Here is a 22700-nt window from a genome sequence, read left to right as displayed (position 1 = left end):
GATCGGCGGGGCGGGGGCGGATGCTCCGGCCGCCCCGACGCCATGGCGAGCCCGCTTACGCCGCGGCGCGCAGCTTCACCGCCGGAAAGTCCACCGGCACGGCGAATGCCACATTGACGTAATTGGTGAACAGGTTCAGCGCCACGTGCGCGAGGATCTCGACGATTTCCTCGTCGCTGAAGCCTGCCTCACGAACGGCCCGCACATCGGCATCGTTGACCTGCCCGCGCGCCTCGACGACTCTCAACGCGAAGCGCAGGGCCGCGGCGGTCTTGGGATCGGTGGATTCGCCACCCTGCGCGGCGGACATGTCCTCGGCGCTGGCGCCCGCCTTGCGGCCCAGCGCCGTGTGGGCCGCGAGGCAGTATTCGCACGCATTGCGGTTGGCGATCGCCACGGCGATCTGCTCGCCAAGCCGAGCCGGAATGACGCCGCTGCCGAGCGCGCCGAAGCTGCCCCACATGCTCCGCAGCGCGGCAGGAGAGTTGGCCACGGCCTTGAACATGTTCGGCGTGGCGCCGAACGCGCCATGGATCTGCGCCAGCAGCGCCTGGCGCTCGGCGGTGGTGTGATTGGGATCGATCAGCGGGACGCGAGACATGTGGTCACTCCTTGAGGTGGAAGGCTGCCGTCCGAATGGAGCGGTCGGAATCAATGGTAGGTAGAATGGCTGGACGCAAAGTGCAATAACGTCCATGAAACTTGTCCTTCCATCCGAAACGCTCGCGCAGTCCACGGCCGATCCGGTGGATCGGCTGACCGCATTGCTGGACCGGTTCCGTGTCCGCACCAGGCTGTTCCATACCGGCAAGCTGTGCGGACGATCGACCTTCGAGCCGCTGCCGGGTCGCGCCTTCCTGCACGTCCTTCGCCGTGGCGAGATGGAGGTACGGCACCGGCCCGGCGACACAGATGTGCCGCGTTTCCACCTTGCCGAGCCGACGCTGCTGCTCTATCCCCGGCCCGTGCACCATCAGTTCGTCAATCCGCCCGAGGACGGCTCGGATTTCACTTGTGCGACGCTGGATTTCGACGGCGGCGAACGCAACCCGATCGTGCAATCGCTACCGTCGCTGGTGCGGGTGCCGCTGGATGCGGTGGAAGGGCTGCGGCCTGCGCTGGACCTGCTGTTCGCCGAGGCGGATCACGTCCGCTGCGGCTCGCGCGTGCTGGCCGACCGATTGTTCGAGGTCGTGCTGATCCAGCTGCTGCGCTGGATCATCGACCATCCCGCGGAGGTCGGTGTGACGAGCGGATTGATCATGGGGCTGTCCGACCCGCGCCTGGCGAAGGCGCTCGTCGCGCTGCATCGTTCGCCGTATGAGGACTGGTCGCTGGCACGGATGGCCTCGACCGCGGGCATGTCCCGCAGCGCGTTTGCCGCGGCGTTCAAGGACGCGACCGGTACGACGCCAGCGGCGTATCTGACGGACTGGCGGCTCAGCCTCGGCGCATCGATGATGCGCTCCGGGCGACCGGTGAACCTGATCGCCACGGAGCTCGGGTTTGCCAGCGCGTCGTCTTTCTCGAAGGCATTCCGGCAGCGGATGGGGATGTCGCCGCGAAAGTGGCTGGCGGAGTCCCTGTAGCGAGCGCCGCCGTCAATCGGGCGACGAGGCGGGCTTTCGCGTTCCGCCCACGCGTTGCCTTGCGAGTTTCTCTGCAGGCGAGCGCAATACCTGGGTCAGCGAACCACCGCGGCGCGGCCGCGTATGGCCGCCAGCACCAGCACGGTCGCGCACGCCTCCAGGAACGCCACGAAGTACAGGCCCGACGACAGCTGGCCGGTATTGGTCTTGAACCAGCCGATCATGTACGGCGCCACGAATCCAGCAAGGTTGCCGATCGAGTTGATCAGCGCGATGCCGCCGGCGGCAGCGGTGCCGGCGAGAAAGGCCGACGGCAGCGACCAGAACACCGGGAACGCGGCCAGGATGCCGATCGACGCCAGCGTCAGCGCCACCAGGGCCAGCATCGCACTGTGCAGCCATAGACCGGTCAGCGTCAGGCCAACGGCCGCCAGCAACGTCGCCATCGCGCAGTGCATCCGGCGTTCGCCGCTGCGGTCCGAGTGAATGCCGTTGAGGACCATGGCGATGGTGCCGGCGATGAACGGGATGGCCGATACCAGGCCGATTTGAAGATTGCCCTGCACCCCCAGTTCCTTGATGATCGACGGCGACCAGAACGCGATGGTGGCATTGCCGCTGACGACGCAGAAGTAGATCGCGGCGCAGATCCACACGCGGGAATTGGCGAACGCGGCTTTCAGCGTCGAGTGCTTGGCCGGATCGCGATTCTCGGCCTCGATGGTGCGCGTGACCAGTTGCTTCTCGGCGTCGGACAGCCAGCGCGCGTTTGCCGGCTTCTCCGGCAGGTACATCATCACGGCGATGCCGGCGAGCACCGACGGAATGCCTTCGAGCACGAACAGCCATTGCCAGTTGGCAAGCCCGTCGACGCCATCCATCGTCGTCATGATGAAGCCGGCCAGCGGGCCGCCGATCACGCCGGCGATGGCGAACGACGTCATGAACAGGCCGTTGATGCGCGCGCGCCGCGCCGCCGGGAACCAGTACGTCAGATACAGCACGACGCCGGGGAAGAAGCCCGCCTCGAACACGCCCAGCAGGAAGCGCAACGCGTAGAACTGCATCGGCGTCTTGACGAAGATCATCGCCATCGACGCGAGTCCCCACAGGATCGTGATGCGAGCCAGCGTCTTGCGCGCGCCGATCTTCTCGAGCAGCAGGTTGCTCGGCACCTCGAACAGGAAATAACCGAGGAAGAAGATGCCGGCGCCGAAGCCGTACACCGCTTCGCTGAATTGCAGATCCTGCAGCATCTGCAGCTTGGCGAAGCCCACGTTGACGCGGTCGATCCAGGCGAGGATGAAGAGAAAGACCAGAAAGGGAATCAGGCGGATGGCGATCTTGCGATATGCCACTTCGCATTGCCGCGCCACCTCGGTGGGCTGCAAGTTCTCTAAGGCGCCCGCGGCGCCGCTCATCACGGAAGACATCGGTGTTGCTCCTTGGGTGTGGTGGGCGGGGCTGCGCTGCATTGGCGCAGCCCTCGGAGGGTCGCTGTGCTGGAGGGCACCGCAGTGGCGGCGCGGTCTTCTCTCTGCCGAGGCGTGCCGCGTGCGCCGGCCGGACCGCCGCAGTCGGGCGCGACTGCGCGCCTGCCGCGTGCCTACCGCGGCTGACCGCGCGCCGACCGCAGGCAGGGCCGCATCAGTGCAGCAGCGGCTCGGTCGATCCGGCGACCTGCAGCACGCGGGCGTCCTGGCCATGCAGGCCGCAAACGCCGAGGCCGATGCCGGGTGCGACCGGCAATGACACCGCGCAGCCGTCCAGGAAATTGATCACGCTCGGGTTGCGCAGCACCAGTCCGTTGGTCGCGAAGAAGTCCTCGTCACGGTCCAACGCATCGAGCCGCGGCGGGCGCATCGCGACGGTGGGCATCAGCCACGCATCGGCATCGCGCAGCCGCTCGGCGGCTTGGCGCTGCATCGCGCGACGCTCGGCGAGCAGCGTGATGTAATCTGCCGCGCTCAGTTGCTCGCCGCGCCGGATGCGCTGCGCAACCCGCTGGTCGTAGCGATCGCCATCGCGCGACAGCCACTCGCGATGCAGCGCCCACGCCTCGGCCGCCGTCAGGCCGCCGGCCGCGTTGATCTCGGGCAGGCGACGCAGCTCGGGGAAGTCGAACGGCACGATGCGCGCGCCTTGCGCCGACAGCCGCGACAGCATGTCCTCGAATGCCTGGGCGACCTCGGCCTCCAGGCCATCGCAAACGAAATCGCGGGTCACGTAGAGGCGCAGCCCTGCCAGCGAAGCCGGACGCGCGTCCAGTGCTTCGCCGCTCAGCACGGCATCGATGGCCGCGCAGCACGCAACCGATCGGGCCAACGGGCCGGCAGAATCCAGCGACGTCGACAGCGGGACGGCGCCATCCAGCGGCACGCGGCGCGCGGTCGGCTTGAAACCGGTCAGGCCGCAGAACGCCGACGGAATGCGGATCGAGCCCCCGGTATCGGTGCCTAGCGCGGCCACCGCCATGCCGCCTGCGACGCTGACCGCGCCGCCAGAGGTGGACCCTCCGGCGATCCGCTCGGTGTCGAGAGGCGTGCGCGGCGTGCCGTAGTGGGGGTTCAGGCCCAGTCCCGAGAACGCGAACTCGCTCATATTGGTGCGACCGATCAGCACCGCACCGGCAGCACGCAGGCGCGCCACGGCGGGCGAGTCCGCGGTCGCCGGCGCATTGCCGTCGAGCACGCGCGAGCCGGCGCGGGTCACTTGTCCGCGCACATCGAACAGGTCCTTGATGGACACCGGCAGTCCGGCGAGCGGCGAGGCCACCAGCCCGGCGGCGCGTGCCTGGTCGGCGGCGCGCGCAGCGGCGAGCGCGCCGGCCTCGTCCACTTCGATAAAGGCAACACCGCCGGCACGGCGATGGCTGTCGATGCGCGCCAGCGCCTGCTCGGTCAGCGCGACGCTGGTGGTCTGTCCGGCAGCCAGCCTGGCCGCCAGCGCCGCAATGGTCGACTCGCTCATTCGGCCACCGCCAGGCTTTCGACGCGATACGCGTGGCGCAGCGTGCGGTTGCGCACCGGGTCATGCAGTTCGACCTCGAAGGCCTCGCCATGGCCGAGCTCGCCGATCACCGCCTGGGTTCCGCAGAACATCGCCGTGCCAGCCGGCAGCGACGACTCGCCGGTCAGGCGCTGGATCAGCTCTCGCGGGTCGAGCAGGCGCGTGACCTTGCCTTCCTGGTACAGCGCGCGCTCGCCGTCGCGCACGCGCCAGCAGCGCATCTCGAGGCTGTCCCAGTGGTCGGCCACTTCCTCGAAGCGCCAGACCTGCTTGCCGACCGGCTTGTCGCACATCTGCTTGGACACCGTCACGTCATAGGCCTCGACCTTGCGGTCGGTGTGGTCCGAGCCGACGCCGACGTACAGTCCGTCGTCCGCCTGCAGCAGCACCACTTCGATTTCGCCGGAGGAGTCGTCGCGCGGCACCTCGATGACATCGGCCGTGGTCAGCAGCGACGCCGCCAGCGGATAGAAGGTCGGCACGCTGGCGGGCGGCTTCACCCCGATCGCCTGCAGCTCTTCGATATGGTGCTGGACGGCCTCGAGATCGCGCCCGGTCCATCCGGCGATGATCAGACGTTGAATGTCGAGGGCGAGTTCGCCCCCGCCGGCGACTTGGAAATGCAGTGTCGGCATTGCGTACTACCTTGATTGGGGAAAAGAGGGGGTTAGAGCGTCCGGATGATGTTCTTCCGGAATTCGTCGATATGCGTGCGGACCGCTTCCCGCACCGCCGGCACATCCCGGCGCTCCAGCGCGTCGACGATCTCCAGGTGCTCCTGGTAGACGTTCTCGAGATGCTGCGGGTCGGACAGCGACAGGAACCAGAAGCGCGCCTGCTTTTCGTGCAGGCCGCGCAGCAATTCGGCCAGTACCCGATTGCGGGAGGCGGCGGACATCGCCGTATGGAACTTCAGGTCCAGCGATGCCAGCGCGGGGATGTCACGACCGGCGATCAGCGGGGGCGAGCGATCGACGATGTCGCGCATTGCCTTGAAATCGCTGTCGTGGCCGCGCTCGCAGGCCAGCGTGGCGCACAGCACCTCGTTGGTAGCGCGAACCTCGATCATGTCCAGCACTTCGTTCAGCGACAGCGGGGTCACCAGCACGCCCTTGCGCGGCATGATCGACACCAGCCCTTCGACCTCCAGCCGATGCAGCGCCTGATGGACCGGCGTGCGGCCCAGCCCGAGCATGGCCGCCACCTGGGCCTCGTTCAATGGCTCGCCAGGCCGGAATTCGCATGAAATGATGCGCCGCTTGATTTCCGTATAGGCCAGTTCGCGCATGGCCGCCCCGGTCTGGGAGGCGGTCTGCTTGCCACTGTCGTCGTCGGTTCCTACCAGTCGAATGGATGTCGCCACGGTCCGGTTCTCGTTTTCTCTGAAGTTGGAGTGATACTAGTGTGATATTTCACAGAGAACAAGGGCCGGATTTATCAGGGTTTACGCGGAGTCGCCTTCAGGCGGGCGGTTCTCCCGCGCGGCGTTATGGGCGCCGAGGTCGATAAAGACCTTCCCGCCCTGGACCCGCACCGGATAGCTGCGAACGCCCTCCGTCACCGGCGCGCACACGGCCGCACCGGTCCGGACGTCGAACTTGCCCTGATGCAACGGGCATTCGATCTCGTGTCCGTCGAGGAACCCGTCGCACAGCCTCGCGTGGCCATGTGTGCAGAGGTTGTCGGTGGCATAGATCTCGCCATCGACGCCGTACAGCGCGATCTCGCGTCCGCCCACATCCACGGCGATCACATCGTCCTGCGGCACACTCGCAAGGGGGGCGGCCTCGGTCCAGCTTTCGGTCATCGTTCTCTCCCGCATCAGATCGGATAGATCAGCGAGTTGGGGATCATCTCGCTGTCGAATATGCAAAGCCGCGAAGCGAAACGCAGGCCATCGGGCGTGCGCACGACGGTGTCGAGATAGCGGCCGGCGTTCAGCACATCGGTCAGCTGATCGGGTTTGGTGCGCAGTACCGCGTAATTGGCCTCGGACACGATGCGCTCGCCATCGGCGCTGCGCACCAGCGGCGCGCCGACGATGTGGCGCTGGTAATAGGGGTCATGGAACAGCGTCTCGCGAATGCCGTAGATGCGATCGCGCAGCATGGCCTTGCTTTCGAACGACAGCGTCGCCAGCGGCAGGCCGCGTTCGTGGTTCTCTCGCGGCTGGACCTTGTAGATACAGTCGTCGGTGAAGAAATCGGGCCAGCGGTCCCAGTCGCCGTTGTCGACGACGCTGGCGTAATCGGCGTACAAGGTCAGCAACGCGTGGTAGTCGGCGAATTCCATCTTCAGACCTCCATCACCTTGCGCCAGTAGGCGTACATGCCGCGAATCAGCGTCTCGGTCACCATATGGTCGGTGTTCACCGCGGTGCGTCCGCCGAGTTCGGCCAGCACGCGATGCCAGGGTTTTTGCGCGAATCCTTGCTGCGAGCATTCGATGGCCTCGCCGTCGTCGGCAGAGACGAAGCCGGCGGGGCCGAACAGATTGGCCTGGCGCAGGCGCCGGCGCGTCATTGTCTCGTCGTCGTCCTCGAAACCGAAGTGTGTCCAGACGAAATCGAAGGTATCGGGACCGCGCGGCTGGATATGCCGCGTGGATACCGAATTGACCTGCTGCTGGAAGATCACGCTGGGAAAGATCGTCATCATCACCGCGGTGGGTTCACCCCACCAGGGCTCGTGCACGATGTCGAGCAGCCGGTCGTCCTGCAATGTCATCTGGTCCTTGAAGCTGGCGACGCCCGAAGTCACGTCGCTCTTTCCGCCCTGTCCGCGCGTCGAAACCATCGCGGCGTGACGCAAATGCGAGTCCATCACCAGGCGCGCCTTGTTGTCGGCGCGCCAGAGGCCGAAGGTCACGAACCACGTATGCAGCAGGCCGGGGTGGTAGGGGTCCTTGATGTTCTCCTGCATCAGCTTCCAGTTGCCCGGGATGCGCTGTTTGTTGTAGCCGAGCAGCTTCAGCTTGCGGCCGTTGAACAGACGATCGAAGTAGCCGAGGATGTCCGGGCCAAGATAGCGCTCCAGCGGTTCGACCTCGTGATCGAACGACGCGAAAACCACGCCGCCGCGCGTCGCGACCTTCAGCCGGGTCAGCCCGTGTTCCTCCGGCCGGAAATCCGCGGGCATGCCGCCGTTGATCTTGCCGTCCTGCTTGACGCCGCGCCGAAACGGCACGCCCTGCAGATTGCCCTTCAGGTCGTAGTTCCACTGGTGATAGGGGCAGTGGAAGTCCTTGCGATTACCGCTGCGCTCGCGGCAGAACTTCATGCCGCGATGTGCGCAGACGTTCTCGACCACGTTGATATCGCCATCCGCATCGCGGACCACGATGACGGAGCGCTCGCCGATCGCGGTGCGCTTGAAATCGCCGGGATTGGGAATCTCGGCCTCCAGGGCGACATAGTTCCAATGGCCGCGATAGAAGCAGCGTTGCAGTTCGCGCTGGTAGAGCTGCTGGTCGGTGTAGACGCGGAATGGGATGCGGCTGATGCCGTCGTCTGCCCATATCGGGTCGCTGCGTGGGGCGTTGCTGTCCATGCGATGTCTCCTGTTCTTGTTGGACGGTTGGCTGTCGTTGGTCAGTGCATTCGGGGCGCGGGTGGATCAATCGTTCGATGCGTAGAAGGCGTCCGCGTAGATATGGTCGGCTTGGATGCCGCGATCGCGCAGCAGTACCGTCGCGGCCTCGACCATCGGCGGTGCGCCACATAGATAGGCACGCCATCCGTTCAAATCGGCGTAGTCGTGCGCGACCGCTTCCGTGACGAGCCCGGTGCGCAGATCGCAGTCGCTGCCCGTCTCAGTGGAAACCACATCGATGCGCAGGCGCGGATGCCGCTGCGCCAGTTCGTTCAACCAGTCCAGTCCATACGCGTCGCGTGGCGAACGAATGCCGAAATACAGATGGATGGGATTGGAGAGTCCGGCGGCGATCGCACCTCGCACGATGGCAAGCACCGGCGCCAGGCCCGTCCCCCCGGCAATGCAAAGAATGGGATCGTCGTTGCGCATGCGCAGATAGGAAGTGCCGAGCGGCCCGCTGACGCGAACGGTATCGCCCACCTTCAACTGCTCGCGGATATAGCCGGTGACGCGGCCTTGCGGAACCATCCGCACATGAAATTCCAGTTCCCCATCGCCCGGCAGCCGTGCCATGGAGTAGGGGCGAATATGGTCCGGCGTGAATTGCAGCATCGCGTATTGGCCCGGAGTAAATGACATCAGCTTGGCCGGCGCGATTCGAATCAGCTTGATGTCGTGCGTCAGGTCCGCCAGTGCGGTCACCGTGCCCTTCACGATGCGAGCGGGGTGGACGACCACCTCGTCGGGCTCGGGGATCTCGATGGTACAGGGACCCATCACCATCGATTGGCAGGCGAGCAGGGCACGTCCGCCCTGCTCATCGTCGTTGATGGGGGCGTGGGCGCTGTCATCGCCGGCTGGCCGCACATCGCCCTCGACCAGACGACAGCGACAGGTGCCGCAGCGGCCCGCCATGCAGCTGTACGAGATCGGCACGCCATGCTGCTGCAACGCGCGCAGCAGATTCTCGCCCTGCGGCACGTCCAGACGCTGTCCATGGGGTAGGACGCGGACTTCCATGTCGTCTCCGGTCGTTGTTGTTGTTGTGGTTGTGGTTGTGGTTGTTGTGGTTGTGGTTGTTGTGGGTGTGGTCGTTATGGTCTGGACCCATCATCGGGCATCGGCAGCGATAAACCAATAGAATCCCACTTATATGACCCATTCATGAAAGTGATAACGGGAAAAGGGGAAGACATGCGGCTGCAGGACGTCGATCTGAATCTGCTCGTCGTGTTCGAGCACCTGCTGCGGCTGCGTACCGTGTCGGGAACGGCCCGCGAACTAGGCCTGACGCAACCGGCCGTCAGCAACGCGCTGGCGCGATTGCGGCGACTCTTCGATGACCAGCTGTTCGTGCGCAGCGCCAAGGGGATGCTGCCGACCCCGGTCGCGGAAGACCTCGCGGAGCCGGTTGCCTATGCATTGGATGCGTTGCAGTCAGCCTTGAACCGCAAGGTCGAGTTCGACCCATTGCGCAGCGACCGCAGGTTCCAGCTGGCGATGACCGATATCGGCGAGGTGCACTTCATTCCCAGGCTGATGAGCGCGCTGCGCGAGAGGGCGCCGGGCGTGTCGATCGCCACCGTGCGCAATACCGCGATCGACCTCGCCGACGCGATGAGCGTGGGGCAGGTCGATCTGGCGGTGGGCCATCTGCCCGAACTGCCATCAGAGTTCTACCAGCGCCGGCTGTTTCGCCAGCGCTACGTCTGCATGTTTCGCGCGGGCCATGCGCTGGACAAGCGCACCGTGCGACTGCAGGACTTCGAGCGCGCGGACCACGTCGTGGTAACCGCGGCCGGCACCGGCCACGCCCGCGTCGACGAAATCCTGGCCAAGCTCGGGGTCCGCCGCAACATCCGCCTGCGCGTGCCGCATTTCGTCGCGCTGGCCGATATCGTCGCCACCACGGACCTGGTGGCGACCGTCACCGAGAAGTTCGCCGAGCGCAGCGCCGCGTATTTCGGCCTCAAATCGATCCGCCATCCGGTCGATCTGCCGGACATCCAGATCAATCTGTTCTGGCATGGGCGCTATCACCGGGATCCAGGAAATCAGTGGTTGAGGGATTTGATTTTTGAGTTGTTTGCGGAGGGGTGAGCGCGCCCCGCAAGGCAAGATCGGCGCCGCGGCTGGAGCATTTCGAGACCGGACTTCAGTAGGGAAAACTTCGTGACTTCGACACCGTTAAGAAGTTGTTGGGACAGACTCGGGACCGAGCAGGTCAAGATGCCGCAATACTATAGAGTTGCGCTCGATTGGAGATGATGCTTGTGAATGACGATATCGTCCGCGGATTGATTTCAGGTTTGATTGGGCCTCCCCTTTTCGAATGGGCAAAGAAGTATAGCTATCTATTGGTATTTATTGCGGCAATTGTGATTGTGCAAGCCTGTTTGATTTTGTCGTTGGTTGACGCGCTTGGCTGGAGAACCGCTGTGCAGAAAGCTTGGGCGCCTGTTGCAATCGCTGTTTCAATAGGGTGCGGCGCATTGGCTGTAATTTGCGTCTTTGTTGGCCGGATAACGTCGCCAAAGGAACGACCGTAGGGCAGTTGCATGGCGAAGATTCGAGGATAGGTTGAGCAATTGAGATTGCGAAATGATGGAAAGCTGAAAGGATGGGTTATGACCGCCTTGGTCGTTCTGGCGGCATTGATAATGTTCCTGGCGATAAAGCTTGTAGCTGCCGGGACGTGGAGGGTAGTGGCTGCACACTCGACCTGACACTGACGGCGATTGGAGGATATGCAGCAAAAGCGCAGGCGCTTGGCCTTTGCCCATTCGAAGAATCCGCTTGGCGAAAAGCGAAGCGCACCTATGGCGACAATGATGAAAATACCTGAACCGAGCAAGCGCAATGTATGTGCCGATAACAGGGAGCGCGAAGATCGTGCACGAGAAATCGCAAATATGGGCGTATGGCGGCGGGCTGCCGTGGCATATATGGCGCTTCTTGGTTTGGCGGGTGTAATATTGATCTTTTCGCTTGCTCGCTGTGCGGGATGGAAGCCAGTATTGGTCGGACTGCCCGTACTTTGCACCATCTTTGTTAGCATCACGTACCAGCTCATTAAAGAACTTCGCATGACGAAACGTCATACGGAATTCGCGCAAGATAGCACAGAGATCTCCGAAGCATCGACGCAAATTAGTGGTAATAGTGATAATGACAATAATTGAGAGTCTTAATCAATTTCATCGGGTGAGAAGAAGAATTATTTTTTGATCATTTCATCTTCTTTGTCGCGTTCTTTATGGCATTGAAGTTCTCTGATGATCCAATTGGGGGCGGGTATTCTGATCGTGAACGGCAGAGCGGAGATCACACCCGAACTGACGCACGAGGCCCTGCAACAACTCTCGCTGCGCTACCGCCTGGCGTGCGACGCGTGCGAAGCCTATGCCGGTGCGGGCTTCACCGTGATCTATCAGGACGTGATACTTGGCGAGTATCTGAACGAGGTCCACACGAGGCTGTCCCGCTGGTCCCCCGGCGTACTGGTGCTCAACCCCACGTTGGACGTGGTCGCGCGGCGCGATGCCGAACGGCGCAAGACCGCCTATGCCGGTGATTGGACCCCTGCGTCGCTGGCTGCAGGGCTGGAGCACACGCCGCGAATCGGCTTGTGGCTCGATACATCGGCCATGACGGTGGAGGAAACCGCCGACTTCGTATTGCGCCACGCAGAGGCAACCAGGATCGCCGAACGCTAGAGTGCGAATGCGACCACCGTCGTCGCAATCAATCGGGCCGCATCCCAAGAAAGGCCGTCATTATCTAATTGCCTTACCATTCGATCATTGCAAAGCGGCCAACTCCGCCGCATCCAACGATCGAAGACAAGCCATGGCACTGACAATCACCCCCGGAACGACGACCCGCACGCTGATTCGTGGCGAGGCTGGCGATATCGAACTGCTGATCGACTCGCCGAAAGACGCGGTGCAGGGCATTGCCGTGGTCGGCCATCCGCATCCGATGCAGGGCGGCACTGCCGACCACAAGGTGCCGCACCAACTGGCCCGTGAATTGAGCGCGCACGGTTTTCTCGCCGTGCGGCCCAATTTTCGCGGCGTCGGTGCGACGCAGGGCGAGTACGATGCCGGTGTCGGCGAGACGAACGACATGCTGGCGGTGGTCGACCATCTGCGCGAGCAATACCCAGGTCTGCCGCTGGCGCTGGCGGGCTTCTCGTTCGGCGCCTTCGTGGCGGCGCTGGCATCGGTCCAGCTTACGCAACGCGGCGTCGCGATCGATCATCTGATTCTGACCGGCATGCCGTCCGGCCCCGTTGCGAATCACCGCAGCTACGATACGCCGCCGGTCCCGGCGAATGCCCTGGTGATTCATGGGGAGAACGACGAGCGAGTCGCGCTGTCGGCCATCTTCGATTGGGCCCGCCCGCAGCAGTTGCCGGTCGTGGTGGTGCCCGGCGCGGACCATTTCTTCACCGGCAAGCTGCCGGTGCTGAGGCGCCAGGTCGCGAGTTATCTGGAGCGTCCGCCCGCATCCGCCGAGGCGTGAATCGGCCGCGTGGGCCTCGTCAGCCCGGCCCAGCTGCGCCGATCAGCCGCATGGGCCTCGCCTAGCCCGGCGAAGCTCCGCCGATCAGCCTGACTCCCTTCCACTGCCCGCTCGCGACCATCTCCGACACGATGGTCTGCAGCGCGGCCTCGACGCTGCGGCACGCCAGGCTCAGGCTTGCCGACGACGACAGGCACAGGCTGACGCGCCGCTCCAGCGTCGCGTCGGCGATCGACATCGCCGCGAGCGCTTCATCTTCGTCGCCGGCCAGCGCGGACCACGGCAGGATGGTCCATCCCAGTCCCTCGCGCACGGCGGACAGCAGCACCGATACCGCGCTGGTCTCCGCGACCAGGCGGCATTGCAGGCCGGCACTGACCAGCGCGCGATCGCACAGCACGCGGACCGAATTGGGAAAGCTCGGCAACAGCAGCGGCAACGCCGCGGCCTGCGCCAGCGTGATGGCGTGGGGATGTCCCGGATGTCCCGGACGTCCTGGAATCGGCCGGCCGACCAGCATCAGCTGTTCGTCGAGCAGCGGAGTCGATTGCATGTTGGGGCGCTGTTGCACGTCCATTGCCACGGCGAGATCGAGCTTCTGCAGCGCCAACGATTCGGCCAGATCGGCGCTGGAGCCTTCGACGATCTCCAGCGTGATATCGGGGAAGTGCTCGGTCACATGCCGCAGCAGCGGCAGGGCCAGCACGCGGGAGGTGCTGGTCGGCAATCCCACGCTGACGTGGCCGCACGGCACGTCGCGGCCGTGCTGTACCGCGGCCTTGGCCTCTTCCATCTGCCGCAGCACCATCTTGGCGTGGCGGTAGAGGATAAGGCCGGTGTCGGTGGGTCTGGTGCCCGAGGGGCCGCGCACCAGCAATCTGGCGTCGAGTTCGGCTTCGAGGTTGGCGACGTGCTGGCTCAGCGAGGGCTGGGCGATATGGAGCGCATCGGCCGCGGCGGTGATGCTCTCCAGTTCGACGATGCGCGCGAAATAGCGCAGCTGCTTCAGGTCCATATTCGGCGAGGCGGTGGCATGGTGGCTCACGCCAATCGGTCGCGAATGCGGCCGGATCGGTGGCGGGGCACGCCGGCAATGTAGCATCCGCCGGCGCCCCGCTGCGCGTTCCAGCAGCGGGGCCAGCCACGGACCCAGCCGCGGGACTAACCGAGGGATGAGCTGCGAATCGGCAGATCCAGATACGAAGCCAGCTCGCCGCCGAGCCGGATCGACAGCCGCGGCGGACGGCCATGTGGCACCTGCGGGAAGTGCCCACGGTCCGCGCCGGCGATCGACAGACGCAGCCGGCTTCCGGCGGCCAACGTCCACGCGACGGGCAGCATCGCAAAGTGCAGGCGCTCGGTCTGCCCCGGCACCAGACGCGCCGCGTCGGCCTTCGCGAACGTGCGGTAGGGCCACGTGGTGCGGTATTCCGGCGGGCACGGCGCGGTCCTGCGATGCAGCGCGCGCAGCATGCCTTCGGTGATGTAGCGCACTTGCCCGGACGCCTCGACCTCGGACAGGAAGACATGCAGCGCGGCGTCGGGCTGCGAGCTGGCGAGGCCAATGTTCAGCACGACATGGCCGGCGATCGACAGCGGCGCCGTCAGCACCGCGCCATCGAAGGACAGCAGGTCCTGCTGCCGTTCACTCCAGTCCGGGTAGTAGTCCTCGATATTGGCCGCGCCGAGCCGCTCATAGCGGGTTTGGCGGCCGGTGGACCAGTTGAAGTCGGCCATCGTGTCGCGGTCCGATTCCGCCGCGGGACATGCCGGCGACAGGCTTTCCGCATCCGCGCTCAGATACAGCCGCTGCGTGTCATCCACCGGCACCGGGGGCCAGGTCGCGGCCGCATGCCATTGCTCGTCGTGCACGCTGTAGTAGTGGACGCGGGCCTCATGCTCGAGCCCGGTGGGCAATTGCATCAGATGATGATCGAAGAAGCGCAGTACCTCGGCCAGCAGCGGGAAGTCGGCGGCGGCGTGGTTGCGCCACGGCGAGATATTGGTGCGCGCGCCGTGGTCCCAGGGGCCCAGCAGCAGCCGGCTGTCGTGATTGGGCAGTGAAAGGAAGCGGGTGATCGCGCCATTCGCATAGCCGCCGCCGTCGTACCAGCCCGAGATCGAATACACCGCGACGTCCTGCGCAATGCCGTCGAGATAGCGATAGGGGCTGCAGCTGCCCGAATCGAGCGCCGGGTCGTGCTGCGTGGCGCCATCGCGGAAGGCGAACTCCGGCGCCAGATCGGCCAGCGCGAAGTTGTTGCGATGCTGCTCGATGGCCGCTTGTACCAGGCTGCCGTCGGTGTCCGCGTCGACCCGCTCCGGTCCATCGAAGCGCGGATCGTTGAAGTAGGGATAGCGGGCCAGCAGCGCGCGATCGTCCTGATCGAGCGCGACCATCAGTTCGTCATAGGCCTGCACCCAGACCTTGGACAGCAGGCCGCCCGGGTACAGCTGCTCGCTGTAGATGTCGGAGACCGCGAACAGCGGGGCGATCGCCTTGACCGCGGGATGGCCCGTGCTGGCCAGGAAACAGGCGGCCGCGCCCAGATAGGAGATGCCGGTCGAGCCGATGCGGCCATTGGACCAGGGCTGCGCCACGATCCAGTCCGCGATCTCGAAATAGTCGTCACGCTCGGTCGGCGATCGCAGCGCGTCACGCGTGCCGAAGCTGGCGCCGGTGCCGCGTACGTCGACCACCACTACCGCATAGCCCTTCGGTACGAAGGCGTCGCGGTATTTAGCGGTATTCGGGCTCGGCTCCGCACCGGGCTCGCGCAGCCGGAAACGGCGGAAATAGGGCGTGAAGATGACGATGGTCGGATAGCGCGCCGGCGCATCGTTGTCGCGGACCGGCCCTTCGGCCTCCAGCGGCTGCGGCACGAAGACATCGACCGCGAGCCGGCATCCGTCGCGCATCGTCACATAACAGGACAGCGGCGCATCGGGAACAGAAAAGCGCGAGGGGCGCGCTTCGAGATAGGTGCTGGCCGGCGTTTTCCAGGCATTGCCGCGGAGATCGATATCGGACATGAATCTTGCGTTGAGGTCGGTTGGCTTGCGGCAATGGTAAGCAGCGCCTCCCGAGCCCCGGAAAGACGAAATGCCGATATGGATATAGGGCTGGCCTATGGCATGCCGCGCCGCGGCGCGCAAAATCGGCCGCCGGTGCATCGAGATGCGCCAAAGCAGGGCCGAATGCCGATGCAGAACGCGGGGCATGCACTGCGGCGATTCCCGATGCCCCCGGGAGGGGCAGCCCGGAATCCGCCATAGGTTCGACCTATGGCGACATCGAGATTCCGTATTGGTTGGCATTCGCGCGAATTCTTACCATCGCTCTACAAGCCGGATCGATGGCGGCGCATTGCGCCGATGGAGGTCGCGTGGCGCGCCGGTGCGAATGCAGCCAGCGAAACGCAGCCAGCGAACTGAGCCAACGAGTCGCAGCCAGCGAAACGCAGCCGTCGAGACCATTTCAATTCGCATGATTGGGGAGAACTGCAGATGTACCGTTCCTTGATGGGCGCCGCGATGGCGGCCCTGATGACGCTGTCCGGCGCCGCGATGGCGCAGGATGCCTATCCCAACCGTCCTGTCCGGCTGATCGTGCCGCAGTCGGCGGGCTCGGGCGGCGACGTGGTCGCGCGGATGCTGGGCGACAAGCTGAGCCAGGAGCTGGGACAGTCCGTGGTGGTCGACAATCGCGCCGGCGCCAACGGCATCATCGGCACGTCCTTCGTGGCCAAGCAGCCCGCCGACGGCTACACGCTGCTGCTGACCGGTGTGTCGCAGGTCAGCTTCAACCAGCATCTGTACAAGTCGCTGCCCTACGATCCGCAGAAGGACTTCACCTTCATTGCCCCCGTGGTCGACACGCCGTTCGTGCTGGTGACCAGCAAGGCCAGCGGCATCACGTCGATGGCCCAGTTCATCGAGAAGGCGAAGGCCAAGCCCGGCGGACTGACTTTCGGCAGCGCCGGCGTCGGCAATTCCACTCATCTGGCGATGGAGATGCTGGCCGACAAGGCCGGCATCAAGCTGACACACGCCGCCTACAAGGGCTCGGGTCCGGCGCTGACCGGCGTGATCGCCGGCGAAGTCGATGCGATGGTCAGCGTGGTGGGTTCGGCGCTGCCGCAGATCACGGGCGGCAACGTGGTGCCGGTGGCGATCGTCGGGCAGAAGCGCGCCAAGGAGTTGCCCAATGTGCCGACGGTCAAGGAAGCGGGTCTGGACGTGCCCGTGATGCCTGGCTGGTACGCCTTGCTCGGGCCGGCCAATATGGATGCCAAGGTGGTGGCTCGGCTCAATGCGTCCGTGCAGGCCTTCCTGTCCGATCCGCAGGTCAGGAGCAAGCTGGCGTCGCTCTATCTGGAGCCGCTGGCAGGGTCGGCCGAGGCGATCAAGCAGCGCGCCGTGACCGACGCCAAGGTCTGGGGCGAGTTCATCAAGCGGCGGGGGATTCAGAACTCGTGACGGTCGGACAGCTCAAGGGCGGCCATGCAAGGGCCATTCGAGAGGCTATTCGAGGGGCTATTCAAGGGGTTATTTGAGCCCGCAGCCCGGCGGCGTCGAATAAGGTCGCTGTCGCCCCCCGCACGCGGGGGCCCGGTGACCCGACTTCGCACACCGCCGAACTCCCGCACGGCCGGGGAAGACCAGCCTCTCGGGCGGCAGCGCGATACCGCTAACTCTGCAACTCCGGCACGTTGCCGGCTTCCTCGTGCACGGTCAGGCGATCGTCGACATCCTGTACGCCCGCGATGGCCCGCACGGCCGCGATCAGTGCCTCGTGTTCGGCCGACAGGATGTGTCCGCTCAGCCAGACTCGCCCGCCCACCACGGCCACGTCGATCGCGCCGGGGTGGCCCACGAGACGGCCCATTTCCGCGCGGACGCGCTCGGCGATGGTGTTGTCATCGGCCGAGTGCTTGCCCAGGCCGGTCGCGCTGCGCACCTTCGCCGCGATGCCCTGCATCCGGTCGGTGATCCGTTTTGCCTGCTTCTCCGCGAGATCCTGCATGTCGTGGCGGCTTGCCTCGGCCTTGTCGCGCAGCTCCGCGCGGCGCCGGCGGCCCGACTGCGGATCGAACAGGTACATGATCGCCGCGCCAACCGCTGCCGCGACCGCAAATGGCAGCAGGCCCGGCTTGCTGCCGTGCGTGTCGCGCTGCATGCCTTCCCGCCGCTCCTCGTGCATTCCGTCGTTCATTTGCGCCTCCTTGAGAACAATGGCTACACCCCCCGCCCGGCGGCGGGGAAGCGCTTAAAGCGGGGAGCATCAGGTGTGCCAGTTCGACGGTGCGGAAGGAGAGCCGGCGTGGTGGGCGAAAGCGGCGTGCGAGCTCGCAGATAAAGCGATCCGGCGCCCCGGCGGGGAGGTGAAATTTACCGATGGGGAAATCAGTGTTGCAGAGACGCCTGCAGAGGGGCTGGCAGAAGCGCTGGCAGAAGGATTTGCAGGGAGGCTTTAGGGACGCGGCTTCGCCGCGATTCGACGTGGTGCTGTTCTCTCCGCCTCATTGACCCCGTCGTTCTCCAATACTTCGGCCACGCGCGTCTTCAACATCGGCACCACCTCTTCACCGAACCACGCGTTCCGCTGGAACCACGCCACATTGCGCGGCGAGGGATGCGGCAGCGGAACATATCGCGGCCCATATTCCGCCCACGCCATCACGGTCTCGGTCAGCGACGGCTTGTTCGCGGCGCCGACAAAATACCGCTGCGCATGGAGGCCGACGAGCAGCGTCAGCTCGATGTGCTCCAGCCCGGCCAGAATCCGGTCCATCCACATCGGCGCGCACTCCGGCCGCGGCGGCTTGTCGCCACTGGCAGCGCGGCCGGGATAGCAGAGGCCCATCGGCACGATGGCGAATCGGGTCGGGTCGTAGAACGTCTCGGCATCGACGCCCAGCCACTCGCGCAGCCGCTTGCCGCTGGCGTCGTTCCAGGGGATGCCAGTCTGGTGGACCTTCGTCCCCGGCGCCTGGCCGACGATCAGGATGCGGGATTGCGGCGAGGCCTGCAGTACAGGGCGGGCGCCGAGCGGCAAATCCGGTTCGCAGGCCCTGCAGGCCCGGACTTGGGCCAGCAGCGCGCCGAGTTCTATTGTTCGGTGAATCTTCATACGTCCGGTATTACGAGTGGCGCGATGGCTTTACAGAGGAACTCTGCTAGCGCCGTACTTTTTGTGACGGGGAGAAAATCCGCGATAGTGCCCTTTCGCGACACTACGTCGGCCCTTAGTGTCGCAAATTCCCCGATTCCCGACACTACCCGAATGTTTAATGTCGCGATTCGAGCGTTTCCCGACACTACGACATGCTTGATGTCGCGATTCACGCGTTTCGCGACACTACGCGGTGACGAGTAGCCCGGCGTTGACGGGGGCCGTCGTGGGCCCAGGGCGGTGCGAGCAGCACCTGAACCTTTTACAATCTGCGTTGCAAAGTGATGTACGGCTCACAACGTGCCAACCGCGTACCGGCAGTATCGCGGTTTGAGAGCGCCCACCGGAGGACCGGGGCCCGACGGCATGCTTCTTGCCCCGCCCCGGTCATCAGCGAACCACCAAAAGGCCCGCATGAAGCCACGGCAAGACGGTCGCAAGGGAGGCAAGGCAATGAAACGCATCGGCGAGACCGCCCGGTTGCGCGACACTCTGGAATCGGCCGACGACAGGACGGCGGCCAGCGGGGCCGTGGCGGTGCCGCCGGCCGAAGCGCTGACCGGCGAGGTTTGGCGCAAGGGTGCGCGTGTCACGCTGCCCGTCAGGCAATTGCGGCCCACGCAAATGACCGTTGGCCTGTATCACGTCCAGAGCAAGATGGACGTCACCCTGCGCCATCAGGGCCGCAAGCAGATCGAGCTGATGGAGCGGCATCGCATCCATGTCGTGATCGGCCCCGGCCCGGCCTTCTACGTCATCGACCACCATCACTGGGCGCGCGCCTGGTATGAGCTCGGCATCGAAAGCGTGCCGGTGGTGATCAAGCACAACTGGAGCGCGCTGCCGCCCGATCGCTTCTGGCTGGAGATGGAGGCCCGGCATCTGGTCCATCCCTACGATCAATACGGCGAGCGCCAGGGGCTCGCCGCCTTGCCGCATTCGCTGGCCGAGATGCGCGACGATCCGTACCGCAGCCTGGAGGCCTTCGCCCAATTGGCCGGCGGCTACGACAAGGTCAAGCAGGCCTATCCCGATTTCCGCTGGGCCGATTTCTTTCGCCGCCATATCGACGGGCGCCTCGACACGGTGCCCGGTTTCGCGCTGGCGCTCGCGCATGCCGTCAAGCTGGCGCGCAGCAGCAAGGCGCGCGGCTTGCCGGGTCATCTCGATGACCGGGAGGATGGCAAGACTCGCGGCAAGGCTGGCGGCAAGGCGAAGCTCGGTTCCATCGGCAAGGACAAGGGCACCAAGTCCAGCAAGTCCGGCGGCTCGGGCAAGTCCGGCAAGTCCGACGGAAAGGCGTGATGACGGCGCGCGCGCAGGCGAGCACGATCGCGCCGGCGGCGGCCTTGCCCGAGCGCCTCGATGGGCTGCCCTGGTCGCGCTGGCACTGGCGCGTGGTGATCGCGCTCGGCGTGGCATGGGTGCTCGACGGTCTGGAGGTCACGCTGGTCGGCTCGCTCGGCGGCGTGCTGCAGCGGCCCGATACGCTGGGGCTGTCGGCCGCGCAATTCGGCTGGTCGGGTTCGATCTATATCGCCGGCGCGGTGCTCGGCGCGCTGATCTTCGGCCGCTTGACCGATCGCCTTGGCCGCAAGCGGCTGTTCCTGCTGACGCTGGCGGTTTATATGGGCGCGACGCTGGCGACCGCCTTCTCGCCGAACTTCGCGGTCTTTGCGCTATGCCGCTTCGTCACCGGCCTGGGTATCGGCGGCGAATACGCGGCGATCAATTCGGCGATCGACGAACTGGTGCCGGCTCGCGTGCGTGGGCGCGTCAGCCTGGCGATCAATGGCAGCTTCTGGCTGGGCGCGGCGCTCGGCGCGGGCCTGAGTCTGGTGCTGCTCGACCCCCGCGTGCTGGGTCCGGAGCTGGGCTGGCGCGCGGGCTTCGCGCTCGGTGCGATCCTGGCCGTGGCGATCCTGCTGGTGCGGCGCGATGTGCCGGAGAGCCCGCGCTGGCTGCTGACGCATGGCCGCCCGGAAGAGGCGCTGCGGATCGTCGAGCGGATCGAGGCCGAGGTCTACGGGCATTCGGCGCATACCGCCCGCGACGACACCGTGCTGCGAAAAATGCCGCGCACCGCGGGACAGGCGACGCCGTGGCGCGATGTCGCCGACGTGATGCTGCATCGCTATCGGAGACGCACCGTGGTCGCGCTGGCGCTGATGATCTCGCAAGCCTTCTTCTACAACGCGATCTTCTTCACCTACGCGCTTGTGCTGACGCGCTTCTACGCCGTGCCCGATGGCCGCGTGGCGCTCTATCTGTTCCCCTTCGCGCTCGGCAACGTGCTTGGCCCATTGATCCTTGGCCCGCTGTTCGACCAGGTCGGCCGGCGCAGGATGATCGGCCTGACCTATTGCCTGTCCGGCGTGGGGCTGGCGCTGACCGGCTGGGCCTTCGTGCAGGGCTGGGTCGAGGCGCGCGGCTTGGCGCTGTGCTGGTCGGCGGTATTCTTCCTCGCGTCGGCCGCGGCAAGCTCCGCGTATCTGACGGTCAGCGAGGTCTTCCCGCTGGAAATCCGCGCACTGGCCATCTCGATCTTCTTTGCGATCGGCACCGGCGCCGGCGGCTTTGCCGCGCCGGCGCTGTTCGGCATGCTGGTCGAAACGGGCAGCCGGGAAGCGGTGGCGATCGGTTATGCGATCGGCGCGGCGCTGGTGATCGTCGCCGGGCTGCTGGCGTGGCGATACGCGGTCGATGCCGAACGCAAGCCGCTGGAGGCGGTGGCCGCGCCGCTGCGCCCGTATCGCGACTGAGCGACTAAGCGCGACTTAGCACAACTGAGCACGACTAAACGCGCCGGCACGCCATCGTCACCCTCACCAGCCGTTGTGCGCCGCGCCGCTGTCCACGCGCCGGTGCGCGGCAAAGCGTTGCAGCAGGAAATCGACCAGCGCACGGGTCTTCGCCGACAGATGGCTGCGCGTCGGGAACACGATGTAGATATCGGCGTTCGGCAAGCTCCATTCCTTCAGCACCGGCTGCAGCTCTCCGCTGCGCAATAGCGGCGCCACGTCCCATTCGGAACGCACCAGGATGCCATGCCCTTCGCGCGCCCAGCCAAGCGCCGATTCGCCGTCGTTGGTGCTCAGCGGGCCGCGCACCTTGACGGTCTCCTGCCGCGTGCCGCTGCGCAGATGCCAGGTGCCGAACGTTTCGTCGCTCTCGCGAATGAAGATGCATTGATGCCGCGTCAGGTCCTGCGGCGTGGCGGGTGTGCCGGCGGCCTTCAGATACGCCGGGGTCGCGCACAGCAGGCGGCGATTGTTGGCCAGCAGCCGGGCGGTCAGCCGCGCGTCGGGCAACTCGCCGAAGCGGATCGACGCATCGAAGCCCTGTTCGACCAGGTTCACGGGGCGGTCGCTCAGATGCAGCTGCACCTCGACGCGCGGATGCAGCCGCGCGAAGGCGGACAGCGCCGGCGCGATATATCGCCGGCCGAAGCCCAGCGTCGCGCTGATCCGCAGCAGGCCGTGCGGCGTCGCGCCGCTTCCCGCCACGGTGCGCTCCAGCGCCTCGAGTTCGGCGAGCACGCGCGCGCCTTCGACCAGATAGGTCTCGCCCTCGGGCGTCAGGCTGAGCCGCCGCGTGGTCCGTTGCAGCAGACGCACGCCGAGGCGCCGCTCGAGCGCGGCCAGGCGCTTGCTGACCGCGGGGGGCGTCACGCCGAGTTGCTGCGCGGCGGCCGCGAGGCTGCCGTGCTTGTTGACGGTGGCGAAGAAGGCGAGATCGGAAAAGCCGTCCATGAAGGGTGGATCTGGTGGAGGGGGAGCCGAGCGACCGACGGGAGTGGTGATTCGT

General features: G+C 65.6%; 22 protein-coding genes. 7 read left to right on the top strand and 15 right to left on the bottom strand.

The window, feature by feature from the left end:
• Positions 1-55: 55 nt before the first annotated feature.
• Complete coding sequence (locus tag AC6EI8_RS06030) at positions 56-601, bottom strand: carboxymuconolactone decarboxylase family protein (RefSeq protein ID WP_226109421.1); 546 nt, start codon at positions 599-601, stop codon at positions 56-58.
• 145 nt (positions 602-746) lie between these two features.
• Between AC6EI8_RS06030 and AC6EI8_RS06025 the strand changes: the two genes are divergently transcribed.
• Positions 747-1589: an AraC family transcriptional regulator gene (locus AC6EI8_RS06025; RefSeq protein WP_226109420.1), complete on the top strand. Its 843-nt coding sequence runs from the start codon at positions 747-749 to the stop codon at positions 1587-1589.
• A 95-nt stretch (positions 1590-1684) separates the two neighbouring features.
• On the opposite strand, the gene AC6EI8_RS06020 is transcribed toward AC6EI8_RS06025, so the two are convergent.
• The 8 genes from AC6EI8_RS06020 to AC6EI8_RS05985 all read right to left on the bottom strand — a co-directional run bounded on the left by AC6EI8_RS06020 (position 1685) and on the right by AC6EI8_RS05985 (position 9211).
• The gene (locus tag AC6EI8_RS06020) at positions 1685-3022 is read right to left on the bottom strand and encodes an MFS transporter (RefSeq protein WP_149319468.1); all 1338 of its coding nucleotides are present in this window, start codon (positions 3020-3022) and stop codon (positions 1685-1687) included.
• 214 nt (positions 3023-3236) lie between these two features.
• On the bottom strand, positions 3237-4559 hold the full coding sequence (locus AC6EI8_RS06015; RefSeq protein WP_498381513.1) for an amidase: 1323 nt from the start codon (positions 4557-4559) through the stop codon (positions 3237-3239).
• On the bottom strand, positions 4556-5233 hold the full coding sequence (locus tag AC6EI8_RS06010) for a DUF2848 domain-containing protein (RefSeq protein WP_149319470.1): 678 nt from the start codon (positions 5231-5233) through the stop codon (positions 4556-4558). The genes AC6EI8_RS06015 and AC6EI8_RS06010 overlap by 4 nt, the downstream gene beginning before the upstream one ends.
• Before the next feature lie 32 nt (positions 5234-5265).
• On the bottom strand, positions 5266-5949 hold the full coding sequence (locus AC6EI8_RS06005; RefSeq protein WP_395896895.1) for a GntR family transcriptional regulator: 684 nt from the start codon (positions 5947-5949) through the stop codon (positions 5266-5268).
• A gap of 93 nt (positions 5950-6042) precedes the next feature.
• Positions 6043-6405 (bottom strand): non-heme iron oxygenase ferredoxin subunit, encoded by a 363-nt coding sequence (locus tag AC6EI8_RS06000; RefSeq protein WP_498381512.1) that lies wholly within the window; start codon positions 6403-6405, stop codon positions 6043-6045.
• 14 nt (positions 6406-6419) lie between these two features.
• Positions 6420-6890, bottom strand: a complete 471-nt coding sequence (locus AC6EI8_RS05995; protein ID WP_226109371.1) for an aromatic-ring-hydroxylating dioxygenase subunit beta — start codon at positions 6888-6890, stop codon at positions 6420-6422.
• 2 nt (positions 6891-6892) lie between these two features.
• Positions 6893-8146 (bottom strand): aromatic ring-hydroxylating dioxygenase subunit alpha, encoded by a 1254-nt coding sequence (locus tag AC6EI8_RS05990; protein ID WP_498381511.1) that lies wholly within the window; start codon positions 8144-8146, stop codon positions 6893-6895.
• A gap of 66 nt (positions 8147-8212) precedes the next feature.
• On the bottom strand, positions 8213-9211 hold the full coding sequence (locus AC6EI8_RS05985; RefSeq protein ID WP_498381510.1) for a 2Fe-2S iron-sulfur cluster-binding protein: 999 nt from the start codon (positions 9209-9211) through the stop codon (positions 8213-8215).
• 174 nt (positions 9212-9385) lie between these two features.
• Here AC6EI8_RS05985 and AC6EI8_RS05980 point away from each other — a divergent pair, with 174 nt between their 5' ends.
• Positions 9386-10291 carry a LysR family transcriptional regulator gene (locus AC6EI8_RS05980; protein WP_498381521.1) on the top strand — a complete coding sequence of 302 codons (906 nt, stop codon included), beginning with the start codon at positions 9386-9388 and terminating at the stop codon, positions 10289-10291.
• A gap of 250 nt (positions 10292-10541) precedes the next feature.
• Here the strand turns inward: AC6EI8_RS05980 and AC6EI8_RS05975 are convergent, their stop codons facing one another.
• Positions 10542-11264: a hypothetical protein gene (locus AC6EI8_RS05975; RefSeq protein ID WP_498381509.1), complete on the bottom strand. Its 723-nt coding sequence runs from the start codon at positions 11262-11264 to the stop codon at positions 10542-10544.
• Positions 11265-11466: 202 nt separating this feature from the next.
• On the opposite strand from AC6EI8_RS05975, the gene AC6EI8_RS05970 reads away from it, so the two are divergent.
• Both AC6EI8_RS05970 and AC6EI8_RS05965 read left to right on the top strand, forming a co-directional pair.
• Complete coding sequence (locus AC6EI8_RS05970; protein WP_498381508.1) at positions 11467-11907, top strand: P-loop NTPase family protein; 441 nt, start codon at positions 11467-11469, stop codon at positions 11905-11907.
• A 133-nt stretch (positions 11908-12040) separates the two neighbouring features.
• Positions 12041-12718 (top strand): alpha/beta hydrolase, encoded by a 678-nt coding sequence (locus tag AC6EI8_RS05965; protein WP_498381520.1) that lies wholly within the window; start codon positions 12041-12043, stop codon positions 12716-12718.
• Between the two features lie 61 nt (positions 12719-12779).
• Here AC6EI8_RS05965 and AC6EI8_RS05960 read toward each other — a convergent pair whose 3' ends face one another.
• Both AC6EI8_RS05960 and AC6EI8_RS05955 read right to left on the bottom strand, forming a co-directional pair.
• Positions 12780-13763: a LysR substrate-binding domain-containing protein gene (locus AC6EI8_RS05960; RefSeq protein ID WP_498381507.1), complete on the bottom strand. Its 984-nt coding sequence runs from the start codon at positions 13761-13763 to the stop codon at positions 12780-12782.
• A 116-nt stretch (positions 13764-13879) separates the two neighbouring features.
• Positions 13880-15751 (bottom strand): CocE/NonD family hydrolase, encoded by a 1872-nt coding sequence (locus tag AC6EI8_RS05955; protein ID WP_498381506.1) that lies wholly within the window; start codon positions 15749-15751, stop codon positions 13880-13882.
• Between the two features lie 474 nt (positions 15752-16225).
• Between AC6EI8_RS05955 and AC6EI8_RS05950 the strand changes: the two genes are divergently transcribed.
• The gene (locus AC6EI8_RS05950; RefSeq protein ID WP_149319482.1) at positions 16226-17197 is read left to right on the top strand and encodes a Bug family tripartite tricarboxylate transporter substrate binding protein; all 972 of its coding nucleotides are present in this window, start codon (positions 16226-16228) and stop codon (positions 17195-17197) included.
• A 211-nt stretch (positions 17198-17408) separates the two neighbouring features.
• Here the strand turns inward: AC6EI8_RS05950 and AC6EI8_RS05945 are convergent, their stop codons facing one another.
• Together AC6EI8_RS05945 and AC6EI8_RS05940 are read right to left on the bottom strand one after the other, a co-directional pair.
• On the bottom strand, positions 17409-17897 hold the full coding sequence (locus AC6EI8_RS05945; RefSeq protein WP_498381505.1) for a YtxH domain-containing protein: 489 nt from the start codon (positions 17895-17897) through the stop codon (positions 17409-17411).
• A gap of 294 nt (positions 17898-18191) precedes the next feature.
• On the bottom strand, positions 18192-18851 hold the full coding sequence (locus AC6EI8_RS05940) for a uracil-DNA glycosylase family protein (protein ID WP_498381504.1): 660 nt from the start codon (positions 18849-18851) through the stop codon (positions 18192-18194).
• Positions 18852-19346: 495 nt separating this feature from the next.
• Between AC6EI8_RS05940 and AC6EI8_RS05935 the strand changes: the two genes are divergently transcribed.
• Both AC6EI8_RS05935 and AC6EI8_RS05930 read left to right on the top strand, forming a co-directional pair.
• Positions 19347-20198, top strand: a complete 852-nt coding sequence (locus AC6EI8_RS05935) for a ParB-like protein (RefSeq protein WP_498381503.1) — start codon at positions 19347-19349, stop codon at positions 20196-20198.
• The gene (locus AC6EI8_RS05930; RefSeq protein WP_498381502.1) at positions 20198-21655 is read left to right on the top strand and encodes an MFS transporter; all 1458 of its coding nucleotides are present in this window, start codon (positions 20198-20200) and stop codon (positions 21653-21655) included. The genes AC6EI8_RS05935 and AC6EI8_RS05930 overlap by 1 nt, the downstream gene beginning before the upstream one ends.
• A 63-nt stretch (positions 21656-21718) precedes the next feature.
• On the opposite strand, the gene AC6EI8_RS05925 is transcribed toward AC6EI8_RS05930, so the two are convergent.
• On the bottom strand, positions 21719-22645 hold the full coding sequence (locus tag AC6EI8_RS05925; RefSeq protein WP_149319488.1) for a LysR family transcriptional regulator: 927 nt from the start codon (positions 22643-22645) through the stop codon (positions 21719-21721).
• Between the last annotated feature and the right edge of the window lie 55 nt (positions 22646-22700).

The organism is Cupriavidus sp. R6-3 (genome assembly GCF_059772245.1).
The sequence above is the reverse complement of the archived record's forward strand: the minus strand, read 5'-3'. Positions and strand labels throughout refer to the sequence as shown.

Excerpts from the sequence above, each read along its gene's own strand:
- AC6EI8_RS05945 (WP_498381505.1), bottom strand. The coding sequence starts at position 17,897 with ATGCAGCGCGACACGCACGGCAGCAAGCCGGGCCTGCTGCCATTTGCG.
- AC6EI8_RS05970 (WP_498381508.1), top strand. The coding sequence starts at position 11,467 with ATGATCCAATTGGGGGCGGGTATTCTGATCGTGAACGGCAGAGCGGAG.
- AC6EI8_RS05985 (WP_498381510.1), bottom strand. The coding sequence starts at position 9,211 with ATGGAAGTCCGCGTCCTACCCCATGGACAGCGTCTGGACGTGCCGCAG.
- AC6EI8_RS06015 (WP_498381513.1), bottom strand. The coding sequence starts at position 4,559 with ATGAGCGAGTCGACCATTGCGGCGCTGGCGGCCAGGCTGGCTGCCGGA.
- AC6EI8_RS06020 (WP_149319468.1), bottom strand. The coding sequence starts at position 3,022 with ATGTCTTCCGTGATGAGCGGCGCCGCGGGCGCCTTAGAGAACTTGCAG.
- AC6EI8_RS05950 (WP_149319482.1), top strand. The coding sequence starts at position 16,226 with ATGTACCGTTCCTTGATGGGCGCCGCGATGGCGGCCCTGATGACGCTG.
- AC6EI8_RS05930 (WP_498381502.1), top strand. The coding sequence starts at position 20,198 with ATGACGGCGCGCGCGCAGGCGAGCACGATCGCGCCGGCGGCGGCCTTG.
- AC6EI8_RS05980 (WP_498381521.1), top strand. The coding sequence starts at position 9,386 with ATGCGGCTGCAGGACGTCGATCTGAATCTGCTCGTCGTGTTCGAGCAC.
- AC6EI8_RS05975 (WP_498381509.1), bottom strand. The coding sequence starts at position 11,264 with ATGAGCTGGTACGTGATGCTAACAAAGATGGTGCAAAGTACGGGCAGT.
- AC6EI8_RS05940 (WP_498381504.1), bottom strand. The coding sequence starts at position 18,851 with ATGAAGATTCACCGAACAATAGAACTCGGCGCGCTGCTGGCCCAAGTC.
- AC6EI8_RS05990 (WP_498381511.1), bottom strand. The coding sequence starts at position 8,146 with ATGGACAGCAACGCCCCACGCAGCGACCCGATATGGGCAGACGACGGC.
- AC6EI8_RS06030 (WP_226109421.1), bottom strand. The coding sequence starts at position 601 with ATGTCTCGCGTCCCGCTGATCGATCCCAATCACACCACCGCCGAGCGC.
- AC6EI8_RS06000 (WP_498381512.1), bottom strand. The coding sequence starts at position 6,405 with ATGACCGAAAGCTGGACCGAGGCCGCCCCCCTTGCGAGTGTGCCGCAG.
- AC6EI8_RS05965 (WP_498381520.1), top strand. The coding sequence starts at position 12,041 with ATGGCACTGACAATCACCCCCGGAACGACGACCCGCACGCTGATTCGT.
- AC6EI8_RS05925 (WP_149319488.1), bottom strand. The coding sequence starts at position 22,645 with ATGGACGGCTTTTCCGATCTCGCCTTCTTCGCCACCGTCAACAAGCAC.
- AC6EI8_RS06010 (WP_149319470.1), bottom strand. The coding sequence starts at position 5,233 with ATGCCGACACTGCATTTCCAAGTCGCCGGCGGGGGCGAACTCGCCCTC.
- AC6EI8_RS05995 (WP_226109371.1), bottom strand. The coding sequence starts at position 6,890 with ATGGAATTCGCCGACTACCACGCGTTGCTGACCTTGTACGCCGATTAC.
- AC6EI8_RS05935 (WP_498381503.1), top strand. The coding sequence starts at position 19,347 with ATGAAACGCATCGGCGAGACCGCCCGGTTGCGCGACACTCTGGAATCG.
- AC6EI8_RS05955 (WP_498381506.1), bottom strand. The coding sequence starts at position 15,751 with ATGTCCGATATCGATCTCCGCGGCAATGCCTGGAAAACGCCGGCCAGC.